At 57.1% G+C, this 14,084-nt stretch carries 16 protein-coding genes; 4 read left to right on the top strand and 12 right to left on the bottom strand.

Annotated elements, in window-relative coordinates; genetic code table 11:
- Positions 1–355: 355 nt before the first annotated feature.
- From W822_RS45820 to rpe, 7 genes are all read right to left on the bottom strand, one after another.
- The gene (locus W822_RS45820; RefSeq protein ID WP_024004956.1) at positions 356–895 is read right to left on the bottom strand and encodes an HIT family protein; all 540 of its coding nucleotides are present in this window, start codon (positions 893–895) and stop codon (positions 356–358) included.
- Between the two features lie 30 nt (positions 896–925).
- Positions 926–1,720, bottom strand: a complete 795-nt coding sequence (gene trpC / locus W822_RS33300; protein WP_024004957.1) for an indole-3-glycerol phosphate synthase TrpC — start codon at positions 1,718–1,720, stop codon at positions 926–928.
- Positions 1,717–2,748 (bottom strand): anthranilate phosphoribosyltransferase, encoded by a 1,032-nt coding sequence (gene trpD / locus W822_RS33305; protein ID WP_024004958.1) that lies wholly within the window; start codon positions 2,746–2,748, stop codon positions 1,717–1,719. Before trpD ends, trpC begins: the two co-directional genes overlap by 4 nt.
- Positions 2,745–3,314 (bottom strand): aminodeoxychorismate/anthranilate synthase component II, encoded by a 570-nt coding sequence (locus W822_RS33310; RefSeq protein ID WP_024004959.1) that lies wholly within the window; start codon positions 3,312–3,314, stop codon positions 2,745–2,747. Before W822_RS33310 ends, trpD begins: the two co-directional genes overlap by 4 nt.
- 9 nt (positions 3,315–3,323) lie before the next feature.
- On the bottom strand, positions 3,324–4,844 hold the full coding sequence (trpE, locus tag W822_RS33315) for an anthranilate synthase component I (protein ID WP_024004960.1): 1,521 nt from the start codon (positions 4,842–4,844) through the stop codon (positions 3,324–3,326).
- 316 nt (positions 4,845–5,160) lie between these two features.
- Positions 5,161–5,853 carry a phosphoglycolate phosphatase gene (locus W822_RS33320; RefSeq protein WP_024004961.1) on the bottom strand — a complete coding sequence of 231 codons (693 nt, stop codon included), beginning with the start codon at positions 5,851–5,853 and terminating at the stop codon, positions 5,161–5,163.
- On the bottom strand, positions 5,850–6,545 hold the full coding sequence (gene rpe / locus W822_RS33325) for a ribulose-phosphate 3-epimerase (protein ID WP_024004962.1): 696 nt from the start codon (positions 6,543–6,545) through the stop codon (positions 5,850–5,852). Before rpe ends, W822_RS33320 begins: the two co-directional genes overlap by 4 nt.
- 94 nt (positions 6,546–6,639) lie before the next feature.
- Between rpe and apaG the strand changes: the two genes are divergently transcribed.
- The 4 genes from apaG (at position 6,640) to W822_RS33345 (ending at position 10,420) form a co-directional block, all read left to right on the top strand.
- Positions 6,640–7,011 carry a Co2+/Mg2+ efflux protein ApaG gene (apaG, locus tag W822_RS33330; RefSeq protein ID WP_024004963.1) on the top strand — a complete coding sequence of 124 codons (372 nt, stop codon included), beginning with the start codon at positions 6,640–6,642 and terminating at the stop codon, positions 7,009–7,011.
- A 66-nt stretch (positions 7,012–7,077) separates the two neighbouring features.
- Positions 7,078–8,364: a murein transglycosylase A gene (gene mltA / locus W822_RS33335; protein ID WP_024004964.1), complete on the top strand. Its 1,287-nt coding sequence runs from the start codon at positions 7,078–7,080 to the stop codon at positions 8,362–8,364.
- Complete coding sequence (locus tag W822_RS33340; protein ID WP_024004965.1) at positions 8,361–9,530, top strand: FAD-dependent monooxygenase; 1,170 nt, start codon at positions 8,361–8,363, stop codon at positions 9,528–9,530. The genes mltA and W822_RS33340 overlap by 4 nt, the downstream gene beginning before the upstream one ends.
- Before the next feature lie 95 nt (positions 9,531–9,625).
- Positions 9,626–10,420 carry a DsbC family protein gene (locus W822_RS33345; protein ID WP_024004966.1) on the top strand — a complete coding sequence of 265 codons (795 nt, stop codon included), beginning with the start codon at positions 9,626–9,628 and terminating at the stop codon, positions 10,418–10,420.
- Positions 10,421–10,539: 119 nt separating this feature from the next.
- Here W822_RS33345 and W822_RS33350 read toward each other — a convergent pair whose 3' ends face one another.
- The 5 genes from W822_RS33350 to W822_RS33370 are packed head-to-tail and all read right to left on the bottom strand — an operon-like array spanning position 10,540 to position 14,032.
- Positions 10,540–11,268: a pyrimidine 5'-nucleotidase gene (locus W822_RS33350; protein WP_024004967.1), complete on the bottom strand. Its 729-nt coding sequence runs from the start codon at positions 11,266–11,268 to the stop codon at positions 10,540–10,542.
- A gap of 46 nt (positions 11,269–11,314) precedes the next feature.
- Positions 11,315–12,217 carry an acetylglutamate kinase gene (gene argB, locus W822_RS33355; RefSeq protein ID WP_024004968.1) on the bottom strand — a complete coding sequence of 301 codons (903 nt, stop codon included), beginning with the start codon at positions 12,215–12,217 and terminating at the stop codon, positions 11,315–11,317.
- A gap of 19 nt (positions 12,218–12,236) precedes the next feature.
- Positions 12,237–12,728: a peroxiredoxin family protein gene (locus W822_RS33360; protein ID WP_024004969.1), complete on the bottom strand. Its 492-nt coding sequence runs from the start codon at positions 12,726–12,728 to the stop codon at positions 12,237–12,239.
- Positions 12,729–12,737: 9 nt separating this feature from the next.
- A complete protein-coding gene (locus W822_RS33365; protein WP_024004970.1) occupies positions 12,738–13,442 on the bottom strand; it encodes a BON domain-containing protein in 705 nt (234 codons plus the stop codon).
- A complete protein-coding gene (locus tag W822_RS33370) occupies positions 13,439–14,032 on the bottom strand; it encodes a phosphoheptose isomerase (RefSeq protein WP_024004971.1) in 594 nt (197 codons plus the stop codon). Before W822_RS33370 ends, W822_RS33365 begins: the two co-directional genes overlap by 4 nt.
- Positions 14,033–14,084: the final 52 nt, after the last annotated feature.

A 14,084-nucleotide genomic window follows, 5' to 3' on the forward strand; every position in this document is an offset into this window, starting at 1 on the left:
GGCTGCCCGATGGGTAACGCCATCGGCAAACAGGATGAACAGACAATTCTGTCACGCAGCAAAGTCTTGCAGAGATGCACCATGCATTATCTGCGCTTTACTGATCTGGATGAACAAACGAATGGGAAATAGCCAGACGAATCGTTGATCGGAGCATCGAGCCGACCGGATCAACCGTTGCATGACAGAGGAAAATACGCATGCGGGTCTGGAGGTAGGAGCGATGGCGGCTTTTGATTAATAAGCCAGGCAGCGAAAATACATTCAATTCGCTGCAAAGAATATGATTATATAAGTATTTTCCCTAGAATGCAAGAATTATTCGTGCAAGCCGGCTTGTGGTGTCGCAGCGACGTCAGAGGTCAGCGATTTTGAGCAGGGTTTGTTCAACGTCGGCCTGATCGGGCAGCGTGCCGTCCGTGTCGCCAAAAAGCGGCAAAAACGTCTCGCCGATTGCCTGATGATAGGCCGGTAACTGCTGCGCGACGTGCGCAACGCGGCTGACACAATCCCGGGCCTCGTCGCTGTCAGGCACACAGGCTTCCTCACGGGGCATGCCCCAGACCGGGTTCGGAAAATGCCGGTCGTCGGCAAAACGGGGAATGATGTGCCAGTGCAAATGCGGCACCATGTTGCCAAATTGCGCCAGGTTAATTTTTGCGGGCTGAAAATGGCGGCGTTGCAGGGCTTCGACCAGATAGACTGCGCTCATCAGGCCATGACGTTCGGCCTGATTCAGATCAGTCATTTCCTGGACATGGCGATTCAGTATCACCCGCGTAAATGCGGGGTAGTCAGGGTCCTGTGCATTGATCACGCGCAGGAAAGCGTTGCGGTACAGCACCGTTTCGCCATGACCGTTGCATAGGGGGCAATCAGCGTTGGCCGGCATCATCAATTGCTCCGGTAAACAACATCATGCGCCTTAAGCATTCACAATAAACGATTCGAGCGCAACGCCCGGATCGGTTTCACGCATGAACGCCTCGCCTATCAGAAAGCCGTATACATCATTGTCGTGCATGCGGCGTACATCGTCCTGCGAATGGATACCACTCTCGGTGATCACAACGCGACCATGGGGAATATGCGGCAGCAGATCGAGCGTGGTTTGCAGTGAGGTCTCGAAGGTTCGCAGGTTGCGGTTGTTGATGCCGATCAGCGACGATTTCATGTCAAGTGCAATATCCAGCTCGGCACGGTCATGCACTTCAATGAGGACATCCATATCCAGTTCATGAGCGACCGTTTCCATTTCCAGTAACTGATCGGCAGGCAGGGCAGCCACAATCAATAGGATGCAGTCGGCGCCCAGCGCACGGGCATTGATGATCTGATAGGGATCAATCATGAAGTCCTTGCGCAGCACCGGCAGCGGGCAGGCGGCACGCGCCTGGCGCAGATAGTCGCTGGAACCCTGAAAAAACTGTACATCGGTCAGCACCGACAGGCAGGTCGCGCCATGCGCGGCATACGTGTGAGCAATTTCAGCGGGATTGAAATCGGGCCGGATCACACCTTTGGAAGGCGAGGCCTTTTTTACTTCGGCAATCACCGCTGTTTTTTTCTGCTTGATTTTGTCGCGCAGGGCATTGGCAAAACCACGAACGTCCTTGCGCGCCTGGGCTTCGCGCAGCAAATCGGCTTCGCTGCGAAACTGGCGCTGCATGGCCACTTCTTCTTTTTTGACGCTGAGAATCTGTTCGAGAATATCGTTCATGAGGTGAACTTCCTGGTATAGGCACGGAATGTCTCTAATTTATCACGTGCGGCGCCGGATTTGATCAGTTCGCGTGCTTTATTGATCCCTTCCTGCATGGTCGCCGCCTGGTTGCCTGCGTAAATGGCCAGACCTGCGTTCAGCACGACAATGTCCCTGGCCGTGCCTTCTTCGTTGTTCAGGGCGCTCATGACCAGGTCACGCGACTCTTCACGGTTGCTGACGGTGATATTGCGGATGGAAACCATCTGCATGCCGAAGTCTTCCGGGTGGATTTCGTATTCGCTGACTTTGCCGTCCTTGAGTTCGCCCACCAATGTGGCTGCCCCCAGCGAGGCTTCATCCAGGTTGTCTTTGCCATGAACAATCAACACATGTTTGGAGCCCAGTTGCTGCAATACCCGTACCTGGATGCCGACCAGGTCGGGGTGAAAGACGCCCATCAACTGATTGCCGGCGTTGGCAGGATTGGTGAGGGGGCCCAGGATATTGAAAATAGTGCGTACCGCGAGCATTTTCCGTATCTCTGCCACGTTCTTCATGCTGCCATGGTGAGCCGGTGCAAACATAAAGCCAATGCCTGTCTGCTCCACGCACTCGGCCACCTGTTCGGGCGAGAGCATGACGTTGATGCCCAGGGCCTCCAGTACATCGGCGCTGCCCGAGGACGAGGACGAACTGCGGTTGCCATGCTTGGCAATGCGCACGCCCCCGGCCGCTGCAACAAACATGGCGGTGGTGGAAATGTTGAAGGTGTGACTGGCATCGCCGCCGGTGCCGCACATGTCCAGCAGATTCTCCGGGTTACTGATATTAACCGGCGTGGCAAACTCGCGCATGACAGTGGCGGCCGCAGTAATTTCGCCGATGGTTTCTTTTTTGACGCGCAGTCCCATCAACAGGGCGCTGGCGATGGGGGCAGGCACTTCACCGCGCATCAGCTGGCGCATCAAAAACAACATTTCGTCGTGGAAAATTTCGCGATGCTCAATGCAGCGCGTCAGGGCTTCTGAGTAGGAAATGGTCATGACTGAATGTCCAGAAAGTTTTGCAACAGAGCATGACCGTGTTCGCTAAGGATGGATTCAGGGTGATACTGAACGCCGTAGACAGGCAGACTGGTATGCTCCACGGCCATGATTTCGCCATCGGCTGTTTCAGCGGTCACGCGCAGGCAGTCTGGCAGCGAAGCGCGTTCGATGGCCAGGGAGTGATAGCGAATCACGGTGTGGGGGGAGGGCAGGCCGCGGAACAGAGGCGATCCGTCATGCGTGATCTCTGAGGTTTTTCCGTGCATGATCTGTTTGGCACGGATAATTTTGCCACCAAAGGCGGCGCCGATAGACTGATGTCCCAGGCATACGCCCAGTACCGGGATTTTGCCGGCAAAGTGTTTGATCAGTTCCACGGACACGCCGGCTTCGGCAGGCGAGCATGGACCGGGGGAAACGCACAGGCGTGCGGGGTTGAGCGCCGCAATTTCCTGGACCGTCATCTGGTCGTTGCGCACCACGTGCACATCCTGGCCGAGTTCGCCGAAATATTGCACCAGATTGTAGGTAAACGAATCGTAATTATCGAGCATGAGCAGCATGACAGTTCCTCAGATGGGTTGGTCCAGACCGTATTGCACTTGTTCGGCGGCGCGCAGCACGGCGCGGGCCTTGGCCTCGGTTTCCTGCCATTCTTTTTCGGGGTCGGAGTCGGCCACAATGCCGGCCGCGGCCTGGACATAAAGCATGCCGTTTTTGATGACGCCTGTACGGATGGCGATGGCCACATCCATGGTGCCGTTGTAGCTCAGATAGCCTGCCGCACCGCCGTAGATGCCGCGACGCACGGGTTCCAGTTCGTCGATGAGTTCCATGGCGCGCACCTTGGGTGCGCCGGTCAGGGTGCCGGCCGGAAAGCTGGCACGCAGTACGTCTATGGCGTCCATGCCGGGTTTCAGGATGCCTTTCACATTGGAGACCAGGTGCATCACATGGGAATAGCGTTCAATGGCCATCTGGTCAGTCACTTCGACCGAGCCGATTTCCGCCACGCGTCCGACGTCGTTGCGTGCCAGATCGATCAGCATGACATGCTCGGCAATTTCCTTTGGATCGGCCTTCAGTTCAGTAGCCAGTGCTGCATCTTCTTCCGGCGTTTCACCGCGCTTGCGCGTGCCTGCAAGAGGACGAATGGTAATGGCGGTTTTCTCCTGTGCGTTCTCGGTGAACGTTTCCTGGCGCACCAGAATTTCGGGCGATGAACCCACAACATGGAAGTCGCCGAAGTTCCAGAAGTACATGTAGGGAGAAGGGTTCAGAGAGCGCAGGGCCCGGTACAACGAGAGGGGTGAATCGCGGAACGGTTTGGCAATGACTTGACCGACCTGCACCTGCATCAGATCGCCGGCAGCGATGTATTCCTTGGCTTTGAGCACTGCCTTCAGATAGTCTTCTTTTTTGAAGTCGCGGATTTCCGATGTTTGCAGGCTGGGCAGGCTGTATGGAATTTCTACCGGGTGGCGCAGGCGGGCGCGCAGTTCGAGCAGGCGTTTCTGGGCTTTGCTGTAGCTCTCGGGTTCGTTGGGGTCTGCGTAGATCATGAGGTAGGTGCGGCCGATGACGTTATCGACAATGACCAGTTCGTCGACCTGCATCAGCATGATGTCGGGCACGCCTTCCTTCTGTCCGTGGGGGTAGGGCTTCACGTTGGGGCCCAGAGACGGTTCGATGTGGCGGATGGTGTCGTAACCGAAATAGCCTGCCAGGCCGCCCGCGAAGCGGGGAATGCCGGGGCGCAGCGCCACCTTGATGCGTTTTTTGAATTCCTGGATGAAGGTAAGCGGGTCGCCGTGATAGGTTTCAGTCACTTCGCCGTGCGTCAGCACTTCGGTCAGCTCGCCGGTGGCGCGAATCACGGTTTTGGCCGGCAGGCCGATGAAGGAATAGCGGCCAAACTGTTCGCCACCGACTACCGATTCGAGCAGGCAGGTCATGCGACCGGCTTCTTTGCCTGTGTGGGCCAGCTTCAGATAGATGCCCAAGGTGGTATCAAGATCGGCGTAGGTTTCCTTGATGATCGGGATGCGGTTAAAGCCTTGCGCCGCCAGCGCGTTAAATTCAATTTCAGTCATCATAAAGGTCTCTGGGTGTGTTTTCCTGAATGACCGGGCAGATACAAAAATACCCGGTCCTGTTTAAGGGATTACCGGGTATGGTGTGAACTGACTACGAATTACGGATGCAAGTAGGATGCGGCATCCGGAACAGTCTAATGAGTGACACTCCCGGCAAGCGAACGCCACCAGCGCCAATACATGGCGACCAGGGCAGAGCGGGTATAAAGGGAGTATGCGGTCATTAGGTAAAGAAATCAGCGTCTATAAATTCTACAAGCCAGACTTATAAAAAAGCGTTTGCACGACGACGGGTACAGCAGCAATTCATTCATCAGGCCGGGTCGATGGCTGCATTATGGCGTTCAATCCACTCTGCCGCTTCGACAACAGACTCTACTATATCATTGACTTTCAGGTTTTGTACACTGTTTCCTTCGTTGTAACCATAAGGCACAACCAGAACCGGCATGCCGGCGGCCTGGGCGGCAAGCGCGTCGTTGATGGAGTCGCCAATGAAAATACAGTCGGCAGGTTCGGCATTCAACAGCGAGCAGGCATGCAACACCGGACCCGGGTCGGGCTTTTTGGTGGGGCAGGTATCGCCGGACACCACCGCATCAAAAAAGGAACGCAAGCCGGTTTGAATCAACAGTTGCTCGGTAAATACACTGGGTTTATTGGTGACCACGGCCAGGCGGATACCCGCGGTTTTCATGGCCTTGAGCCCGTCGATCACGCCTTCGAATACAGTGGCATGGTCACCGTTGACCTGGTGATAGGCATCGACGAAATGCTCGCGGGCAACGATGAAAGCCTCGTCGGTGACTGATGCATCATTATCGCCGCCGGTCATGGCACGGCGCACAAGATGATCGATGCCTTTGCCCACAAACTGGGCGATCAGTTCCTGATGCAGCGGCGGCAGGCCGAGTTTGATACGCATGGCGTTGGCCGCGCGCGCCAGATCGGGAATGGAATCGACCAGCGTGCCATCAAGGTCGAGCAGGGCTGCCTGAATACTCATGAACGGTGCACTCCGGCAATTTGCTCGCGCATGGCGGCGATGACGCCTGCGTAGTCTTTCTGCCCGAAAATGGCCGATCCGGCTACGAAGGTGTCGGCGCCGGCTTCGTGGATCTGCGCAATATTGTCTGTTTTGACACCGCCATCCACTTCAAGAAGAATGGTGCTATCCGTTTTTTCCTGCCACGCATCAATACGCAGGCGGGTGGCGCGCAGCTTGTCCAGTGTGGAAGGAATGAATGATTGTCCGCCGAAGCCCGGATTGACTGACATCAGCAGGATCAGATCGATGCGGTCCATGACGTGATCCAGGACGGACAGGGGTGTTGCCGGATTGAGAACCAGCCCGGCCTTGCAGCCATGGTCGCGGATCAGCGACAGCGAACGGTCCACATGACGCGAAGCTTCGGGGTGAAACGAAATGATGTTTGCGCCGGCCTGGGCAAACTGGGGGATCAGATCATCGACAGGTTCGCACATGAGATGCACGTCGATAGGGGCGTCGGTACAGGGACGAATAGCCTTGCACACCATGGGGCCGATGGTCAGGTTGGGCACATAGTGATTGTCCATGACATCGAAATGAATCCAGTCGGCACCGGCGCTGATGACATTTCTGACCTCTTCGCCCAGACGGGCAAAATCAGCGGACAGAATGCTGGGGGCGATGCGGGTAACGGGTTGTAATTCCATGACGGCGTTTTTCTCCTGTAACCGGGCGCACGAAGTACAATGAGGCTCTATTATTCCATACAAACTCGTTCAGCTTTCCGGGGATACGCCACGAATGGTAAATACAATGACGGTGGAAGTGACGCCGCGCTATCTTGAAGAACAGTCCGACCCATCGCGCTCGCAGTATGTCTTCGCCTATACGGTGCGCATTCGCAACACCGGCTCTGCCGCCGCGCAGGTCATCAGTCGCCACTGGGTGATTACCGATGGCGATGAAAACGTGCAGGAGGTGCGCGGTCTGGGTATTGTCGGCGAACAGCCCCTGATCGCAGCAGGAGATGTTTACGAATACACCAGCGGCTGCCCGCTGAATACGCCGCTGGGCACCATGAAGGGCAGCTATCATTGCGTGGGCGAAAACGGCGTGCCGTTTGAAGTGGATATTCCCGAATTCGTTTTGACGCTCCCCAGGACACTGCACTGATGTGACAGGGCTGGCCCAGGGCTTGTGCCGGCCATGCTTTTTCTTCCATTTTTTGGATACGGAAATATGAGAAATCCAGGAACCCAGAACCGGTTGCTGCCTGCGGCTTTCGCGGCGCTTGTTGTATTGCTGGCCGGTTGCGCCACACAGGAGTCGGGCACGTCCTCGTCGACCCCGGCTTTTTCCATGACCGATCCGCTGCAAGTGCCCGACCGGTCCGCTTTTGCGCCCACGTCGCCACGACCGCTGGCGGGCCAATATCATCAGGTGAACTGGTCCTCGCTGCCGGGCTGGCAGCAGGACGATGCGCGTCATTTGTGGCTGACTTTCTATAACAATTGTCGCGGCCTGATGCGTCCGGTCAGTGGTTCCAAAGCCATGCCGGCACGCGCAGCGCCGGCTGTCTGGCAACCGGTCTGTCAGGCGGCCGCCCAATCGGGTATTGACCCGCGCAGCGATGATGCGGCTACGGTGAAGGCTTTTCTGGAACAGTATCTGCAACCGTGGGAAGTCACGGAAAACGGCAAAAACACCAATACCGTCACGGGCTATTATGAGCCGGTCGTGCACGGCTCCCGCTCGCAGGGCGGGGACTATCAGTGGCCCATGTATGCCACGCCCGATGATCTGCTGTCCATTGATCTGGGCCAGCAGTATCCGGAACTGGCGGGCAAGCGCATACGCGGCAGGCTGGTGGGCAAAAATATCGTCCCGTACGATACCCGCGCCCAGATTGGGCAGCGTGATACCAAGCCGCCTGTTATTGTCTGGCTGAATGATCCCGTCGAGGCGTTCTTCCTGCAGGTGCAAGGATCGGGTCGGGTGCAACTGGACGACGGCAGCACGATTCGCCTGGCGTATGACAACCACAACGGCCGCCCTTATAGTTCGATCGGCAAATGGCTGGCCGACAAAGGCGAGTTGCCGCTGGCACAGGCCAATATGCAAAATATCAAGGCATGGGCCAGGGCGCATCCTGATCGCGTCGAGGAAATGCTCAATGCCAACCAGGCCATGGTTTTTTTCCGGGAAGAAGCGCTGTCGGATGACGCTGCCGGCCCCAAAGGTGCCTACGGTATTCCCCTGGTGGCCGAACGTGCAGTCGCCGTGGACCCCAATTACGTACCGCTGGGCAGTCCGCTGTTTCTGGCAACGACGCGCCCCCATTCAACTCAGCCCCTGCAGCGGGTGGTGTTTGCTCAGGATACAGGCGCTGCCATCAAGGGTGTGGCGCGCACGGACTTTTTCTGGGGTTCAGGCGATGCGGCCGGTGAACTGGCTGGCCGTATGAAACAGACCGGCCGGGTGTGGATTTTGTGGCCACGCGATGCCGGGGTACCGGAGGCGCGATGAAGTACGATGTGATTGTCTGCGGAGCCGGCATTGTCGGCATGGCCACGGCGCTGGCGCTGACAAGAGCCAGAATCAATGTGGCGCTGGTCGCGCCCAAAAGAGCGCCGCTTGCCATGCCGGCGGAACAGTATCATGCCCGCGTCTATGCCATTTCGCAGGCCAGCCAGGCGTTTCTTGCTTCGCTGGGCATCTGGGATGCCATGCCGCAAGAGCGCATTACCGCCGTCGATGCAATGCAGGTCAATGGCGATCGGGACGGGCAGGTTGTGCTGGATGCCTGGCAGGCGGCTCAGCCGCATTTGGCATGGATTGTGGAGTCGGGGGAAATCGAACGCGCGCTGTTCCAGGCGCTGGCGATTTACGGCGTGCCCTGGATCGATGACACCATGCGATCCTGGCAGGATGGACAGATTACCACCGGTCGTGGTCAGGTGATGCAGGCGTCGCTGTTTATCGGCGCCGATGGTGCCCGATCACCGCTGCGCACCGCTGCGGGCATGACGCACCAGAAACGGGAGTACGGCGACAAAGGTCTGGTGACGCACCTGACTTGCGAGAAGCCCCATCAGAACACCGCGTATCAATGGTTTTCGGATCATCATGTGCTGGCATTTTTGCCCATGCCCGACACGAGTGAAGGGCATCAGGTATCCCTGGTATGGTCGGTTGATGACGCCACCGCAGATCGCTATTTGCAGATGGATGAAGCGGCGCTTGCCCGGGCACTGCCCGAGGCGCTGAATCGGGTGGCTGCGGGCTGCCTCGGTAAGCTAACCGTGCGCAGTCCGCTGCATGGGTTTCCGCTGACGCTGGAAAAAGCCCAGTCGGTCGCCTCCGGTGTGGCCCTGGTGGGAGATGCCGCGCATCGGGTGCATCCGCTGGCCGGTCAGGGGCTCAATCTCGGGCTGGTGGATGTCAAGGTGCTGGCGCAGGTACTGGCCGGGAAGGAAGCATTTCGCCCTTATGGCGATCTGCGCGTGCTCGAACGCTATGCCCGCACCCGCGCGGCCGACGTGATGGCGATGCGGCTGGCGACCGATGGCCTGTACCGGCTGTTCGCGCATGATCTGCCCGCTCTGCCTCTGTTGCGCAATGCGGGCATGAAACTGGTGCAGCAACTGCCCTGGGTAAAACGACGCCTGATTGCAGGGGCGTCGGGGTTTTGATCAATCCGGTGACGGATCACGTCTTGCGCGCGATGCGCAAGGTCTTGCTGGCAGAAACGCCAGGTCATGGTTTTATGAAGTGAGGATGTAGAAGAATGAAATTTAAGCTTACCAACGTATGGCGTGCGCGTCATTGCCGCCAGATTGCGATGGCGGGTTTACTGATGGCGACGGCATCTGTTTTCGCCGTTCCCGCCGTGCAGGCACAGCCAGCATCAGCCGCCCCGGCGTCGACGTCCCAGAAAGCGGACACCGCAAAACTGGAACGCATTCGTACCGCCGTCGGCAAAGCGTTCGACGTGGATGTTACCAAGGTGCAGGCGACTGATTACGCCAATCTGTATGAAGTGCAGCTGGGTAACAATATCGTCTACACCAACGAAAACGCCGAGTTTGTACTGGCCGGCAATCTGGTAGATGCCAAGACCCGGCGTGATATCACGACCGAGCGCGTCGAGGAAATCTCCAAGGTTGATTTTTCCACGCTGCCGCTGGAGCAGGCCGTCAAGCTGGTCAAGGGTAACGGCGCGCGCAAAATGGCGGTGTTCGAGGATCCCAATTGCGGTTATTGCAAGAAGCTGCATCAGGAGCTCAAAGCGCTGGACAACGTAACCGTGTACACGTTCCTGTTTCCGATTCTGGCTCCCGATTCAGTGACCAAGGCCACCAATGTGTGGTGTGCCAAGGATCAGGCCACCGTCTGGACGGACTGGATGAACAAGGGTACGGTGCCTGCAGAAGCGACGTGCGAGACACCGATTGAAAAAAATCTGGAATTGGGTCGTAAACTTGCGGTGCAGGGTACCCCTGCCATCTTTTTTGAAAGCGGCAACCGTGTCAACGGGTATGTGCCTGCGGCTCGGTTGAATCAGGAGCTTGATCGCAAGTAAAGTCAGAGATCGGGGCAGGTCATGCAGGCGGGTTTCCAACGCGCAGATCATGCATGCAGACCGCCATCGGGGTTGTTTCTGAAGACGAGTCTGTAGTCTGCTCGATTAAAGGACCGTAATCAGCTCCCAAGCGCGAACGGGTGGGTCAGCAATTGCTGCACAGAATTGACGCGCAGGTCCACATAGGCCGGTCGCATGCGCTGCATGGAGCTGAAGGGCGTGCCCCGGTGGAAAATATGCACGGTTTTCATGTGCAATTGCTTGGCGGATTTCAGATTTTTCAGCGTGTCTTCGACCAGAATGGTACGGGTCGGCTCGCACTGGAGCTGTACCAGTAATTGCCGCATCAGGGCCAGGGAGGGTTTGGGACGAAACCGCCCCTGCAGGCACATCTCATTGATGGAACAAATCCCGGCGAAGCAGTGACGCACCTTCAGTCGTTCCAGAACAATCCGGGCGTAATGCATGGGCGCGTTCGTGACCACGTATTTAATGCCGGGGACGGCGTTGAGCATCTCAGACAGATTCTTTTCTATCCGGGTGCTGCCGGCGATATCAAAATCATGACTTAAATGCAGAAAATCCCTGGGGTTGACATTATGGTGCCGCACCATGCCGATCAGTGTCGCACCATAGCGTGCCCAGTATTTCTTGCGCAATATCGTTGCTTCGTCTTCGTCAATATCCAGCGATTGCATGACGGCGCGCGTCATGCTCTGGTTGATATGACCAAAAATGGCATGCGAGGCATCGTGCAGGGTGTTGTCCAGGTCAAACAGCCACACCCGCGGGGTGCGGGCATGGTGAACGAGAGGTTGCAGGGGTTTGATGAGCGGCGTGCAGATCATGCCGCTGTCCTGATGCCTGCAACGCGATGCCGCGTCGCAGGTTGGATCATGAAGTGATCATGGTGCCGACGCCCTTGTCGGTCAGAATTTCCAGTAACAGGCAGTGCGGCACGCGGCCATCGACAACATGAACCGAATTGACGCCATTGCGGGCGGCATCCAGGGCGGAAGAGATTTTCGGCAGCATGCCGCCGGAAATGGTGCCATCCTCAAACAGTTCGTCTATGGTCTTGGCCGACAGTTTGCGCAGCAATTGGCCGGATTTGTCCAGCACACCGGGCGTGTTAGTCATCATCAGCAGTTTTTCGGCCTGCAGCACTTCGGCCATTTTGCCGGCGACGACATCGGCATTGATATTGTAGACATCGCCTTCTTCTGCATCGTAGCCAATGGGCGAGATCACAGGAATGAACTGGTCATCCTGCAGGGCTTTGACCACAGAAGGATCAATGCTGGAAATATCGCCGACAAAACCGATATCCAGTGGAGAATCGGGTTGCTCCTTGTTGGGCATCAGCTTTTTGCGCGCCTGGATCAGGCCGCCGTCCTTGCCGGTCAGGCCTACGGCCTTGCCACCGGCTTCGTTGATCATCATGACGATGTCCTGCTGCACCTGACCACCCAGCACCCACTCCACGACTTCCATGGTGTCGGCGTCGGTGACGCGCATGCCCTGGATGAAATTGCCTTCCTTGCCCAGGCGCTTGAGTGCGCTGTCGATTTGCGGGCCGCCCCCGTGAATGACCACGGGATTTAAGCCGATCAGCTTGAGCAGCACGACATCCCGGGCAAAACTGCGTTGCAGATTCTCTTCGATCATGGCGTTGCCGCCGTATTTGATCACGACGGTCTTGCCGTGAAATTTCCGGATATAGGGCAGCGACTCGGAAATAATGTCGGCCTTGACCGCGGGTGGGACTGCATTGATATCCAGGGGGGTGTCAGACATGCTCGCTCGCGTTTACAGATTAGTTTTGTGCCAGGGTATTTTCCAGCGTCTTGATGAAATCTTGCTTATCGTAATTGCCAATGTAGCGTTTGACAATATTGCCCTGGCGATCCAGCAGGAACGATACGGGTGTAAATTTGATATCGTCAAAGGCTTTGGCAGCGCTGCCATCGCGATCCAGAACGACGGTAAAGGGCAGTTTTTTGTCTGCCGTGTAGTTTTTCACGAAATCCGGCGGATCATACGACATGGCGACGGCAACGGTTTCATAACCTTTGTCGTGATAGGTGTCATAGTACTTGATGGTGTCGGGCATTTGCGCGATACAGGTAACGCAACTGGTTGCCCAGAACTTGACCAGAACGACCTTGCCCTTGAGGTCGGTCGTCTGGAAAGTCTTGCCGTCGAGTGCCGTGAATTTGACATCAGGTGCCGCGCTGGACGAGGTCATCATGAAGCCGCCGACCACGGCGGCAACAGCAACGACAGCAGGAAGAACGAATTTTTTCATGATATGGGTTTATTCCAGGGGGAAGGTTTGCACACCGCCTGAAGAAGGGTTGGTTTCGGTGCCGGGAACCGTTGTCGGGGTACCGGTGGCCCGGCCTGACGGCGTCACGCTGCTGCCGGAAACAATGTCGAATACCTTGATAACCCGGCTGACGCCGCTGACACCCGCCGCAGCCGATGCCGCGCGCTGCCCTTCAAGATCGGTGACCTGACCCATCAGATACACAACCCCACGGGTAGTGATTACGTTGATGGTGCCTGATGGGACCTCTTTGGTGGCTAAAAGTTCCGCTTTGACGCGAGAAGTCAGCCAGGTTTCGTTGCTGCGTGTGCTGAATGAGGCGCGGGGGCCAACCGTCAGCTGATTGTCAACGCGTTTGACATCTGTGGCATTGCGGGCCATGGTTTCGGCTGACTGTTTGGCCGCTTCGGTGGGTACTTCGCCTGTAAGCAGCACACGCTGGTTATAGGAAGACACGATCACGCGACCGGCTTCGCCGATGCTTTCGTTAATGGTGTTCTGGGTGCGTCGTTCAATATTCTTGTCAACCAGCTGAATGCCGGCCGAGCGACGGTCAACCGCCACGATGGCAGTTCCGCCGGCCGCCGCGCCGACCACCAGCGGCACGCAGCCAGCCAGCAGGGAGCATGACAGGGAAACGGCCACCAATGCAGCAGCCGGGCGGGACAGGGAAAAGGAGCGCGATACACTCATTCGGAATCTCCAAGTAACATGGCGTCAATGCCATCGCACAGAATGTGAAGTGCCAGCGAGTGCACTTCCTGAATACGCATAGTGCGGTCATGAGGCACGCACAGATGCACATCCTGATCGGTCAGCAGGCTGTTTACATTGCCGCCTTTTTTGCCGGTCAGGGCGATTACATGCATTTCACGTTCGTGTGCCGCGCGAATGGCCTTGATGACGTTGGCCGAGTTGCCGCTGGTTGTAAAGGCCACCAGCACGTCGCCGGGCTGCCCAAGCGCCTGGACCTGTCGCTCGAAGATATTGTCAAAACCGTAGTCGTTGCCGACCGCCGTGAGGATAGAGGTGTCGGTGTTGAGCGAAATACCGGCGAAAGGGATACGATCGCGTTCGAAGCGGCCGACCAGTTCAGCGATAAAATGCTGGGCATCGGCCGCCGAGCCGCCGTTGCCGCAGGCCAGCACCTTACCGTTATTGCTGATCGTGTTGACCAGCATCTCGATGGCGGCGGCCAGCGGCGCAGCCAGGGCCTGGTGGCTCTGCGACACGACACGGGCCGAATCGTCGAAATGAAATGAAATGCGGGAAGAAATGTCCATAACGGTATTATCGCACGTGTAAAAAAAAACCGCATGGGGCAAAGCCGCAAGA

Origin of the sequence: Advenella kashmirensis W13003 (assembly GCF_000506985.1) — a bacterium.
Classification (GTDB): domain Bacteria; phylum Pseudomonadota; class Gammaproteobacteria; order Burkholderiales; family Burkholderiaceae_B; genus Advenella; species Advenella kashmirensis_A.

Bases quoted from the DNA above. Each gene is read 5' to 3' on its own strand.
- W822_RS45820 (WP_024004956.1), bottom strand. From the start codon at position 895: ATGATGCCGGCCAACGCTGATTGCCCCCTATGCAACGGTCATGGCGAA.
- trpC (WP_024004957.1), bottom strand. From the start codon at position 1,720: ATGAACGATATTCTCGAACAGATTCTCAGCGTCAAAAAAGAAGAAGTG.
- trpD (WP_024004958.1), bottom strand. From the start codon at position 2,748: ATGACCATTTCCTACTCAGAAGCCCTGACGCGCTGCATTGAGCATCGC.
- W822_RS33310 (WP_024004959.1), bottom strand. From the start codon at position 3,314: ATGCTGCTCATGCTCGATAATTACGATTCGTTTACCTACAATCTGGTG.
- trpE (WP_024004960.1), bottom strand. From the start codon at position 4,844: ATGACTGAAATTGAATTTAACGCGCTGGCGGCGCAAGGCTTTAACCGC.
- W822_RS33320 (WP_024004961.1), bottom strand. From the start codon at position 5,853: ATGAGTATTCAGGCAGCCCTGCTCGACCTTGATGGCACGCTGGTCGAT.
- rpe (WP_024004962.1), bottom strand. From the start codon at position 6,545: ATGGAATTACAACCCGTTACCCGCATCGCCCCCAGCATTCTGTCCGCT.
- apaG (WP_024004963.1), top strand. From the start codon at position 6,640: ATGGTAAATACAATGACGGTGGAAGTGACGCCGCGCTATCTTGAAGAA.
- mltA (WP_024004964.1), top strand. From the start codon at position 7,078: ATGAGAAATCCAGGAACCCAGAACCGGTTGCTGCCTGCGGCTTTCGCG.
- W822_RS33340 (WP_024004965.1), top strand. From the start codon at position 8,361: ATGAAGTACGATGTGATTGTCTGCGGAGCCGGCATTGTCGGCATGGCC.
- W822_RS33345 (WP_024004966.1), top strand. From the start codon at position 9,626: ATGAAATTTAAGCTTACCAACGTATGGCGTGCGCGTCATTGCCGCCAG.
- W822_RS33350 (WP_024004967.1), bottom strand. From the start codon at position 11,268: ATGATCTGCACGCCGCTCATCAAACCCCTGCAACCTCTCGTTCACCAT.
- argB (WP_024004968.1), bottom strand. From the start codon at position 12,217: ATGTCTGACACCCCCCTGGATATCAATGCAGTCCCACCCGCGGTCAAG.
- W822_RS33360 (WP_024004969.1), bottom strand. From the start codon at position 12,728: ATGAAAAAATTCGTTCTTCCTGCTGTCGTTGCTGTTGCCGCCGTGGTC.
- W822_RS33365 (WP_024004970.1), bottom strand. From the start codon at position 13,442: ATGAGTGTATCGCGCTCCTTTTCCCTGTCCCGCCCGGCTGCTGCATTG.
- W822_RS33370 (WP_024004971.1), bottom strand. From the start codon at position 14,032: ATGGACATTTCTTCCCGCATTTCATTTCATTTCGACGATTCGGCCCGT.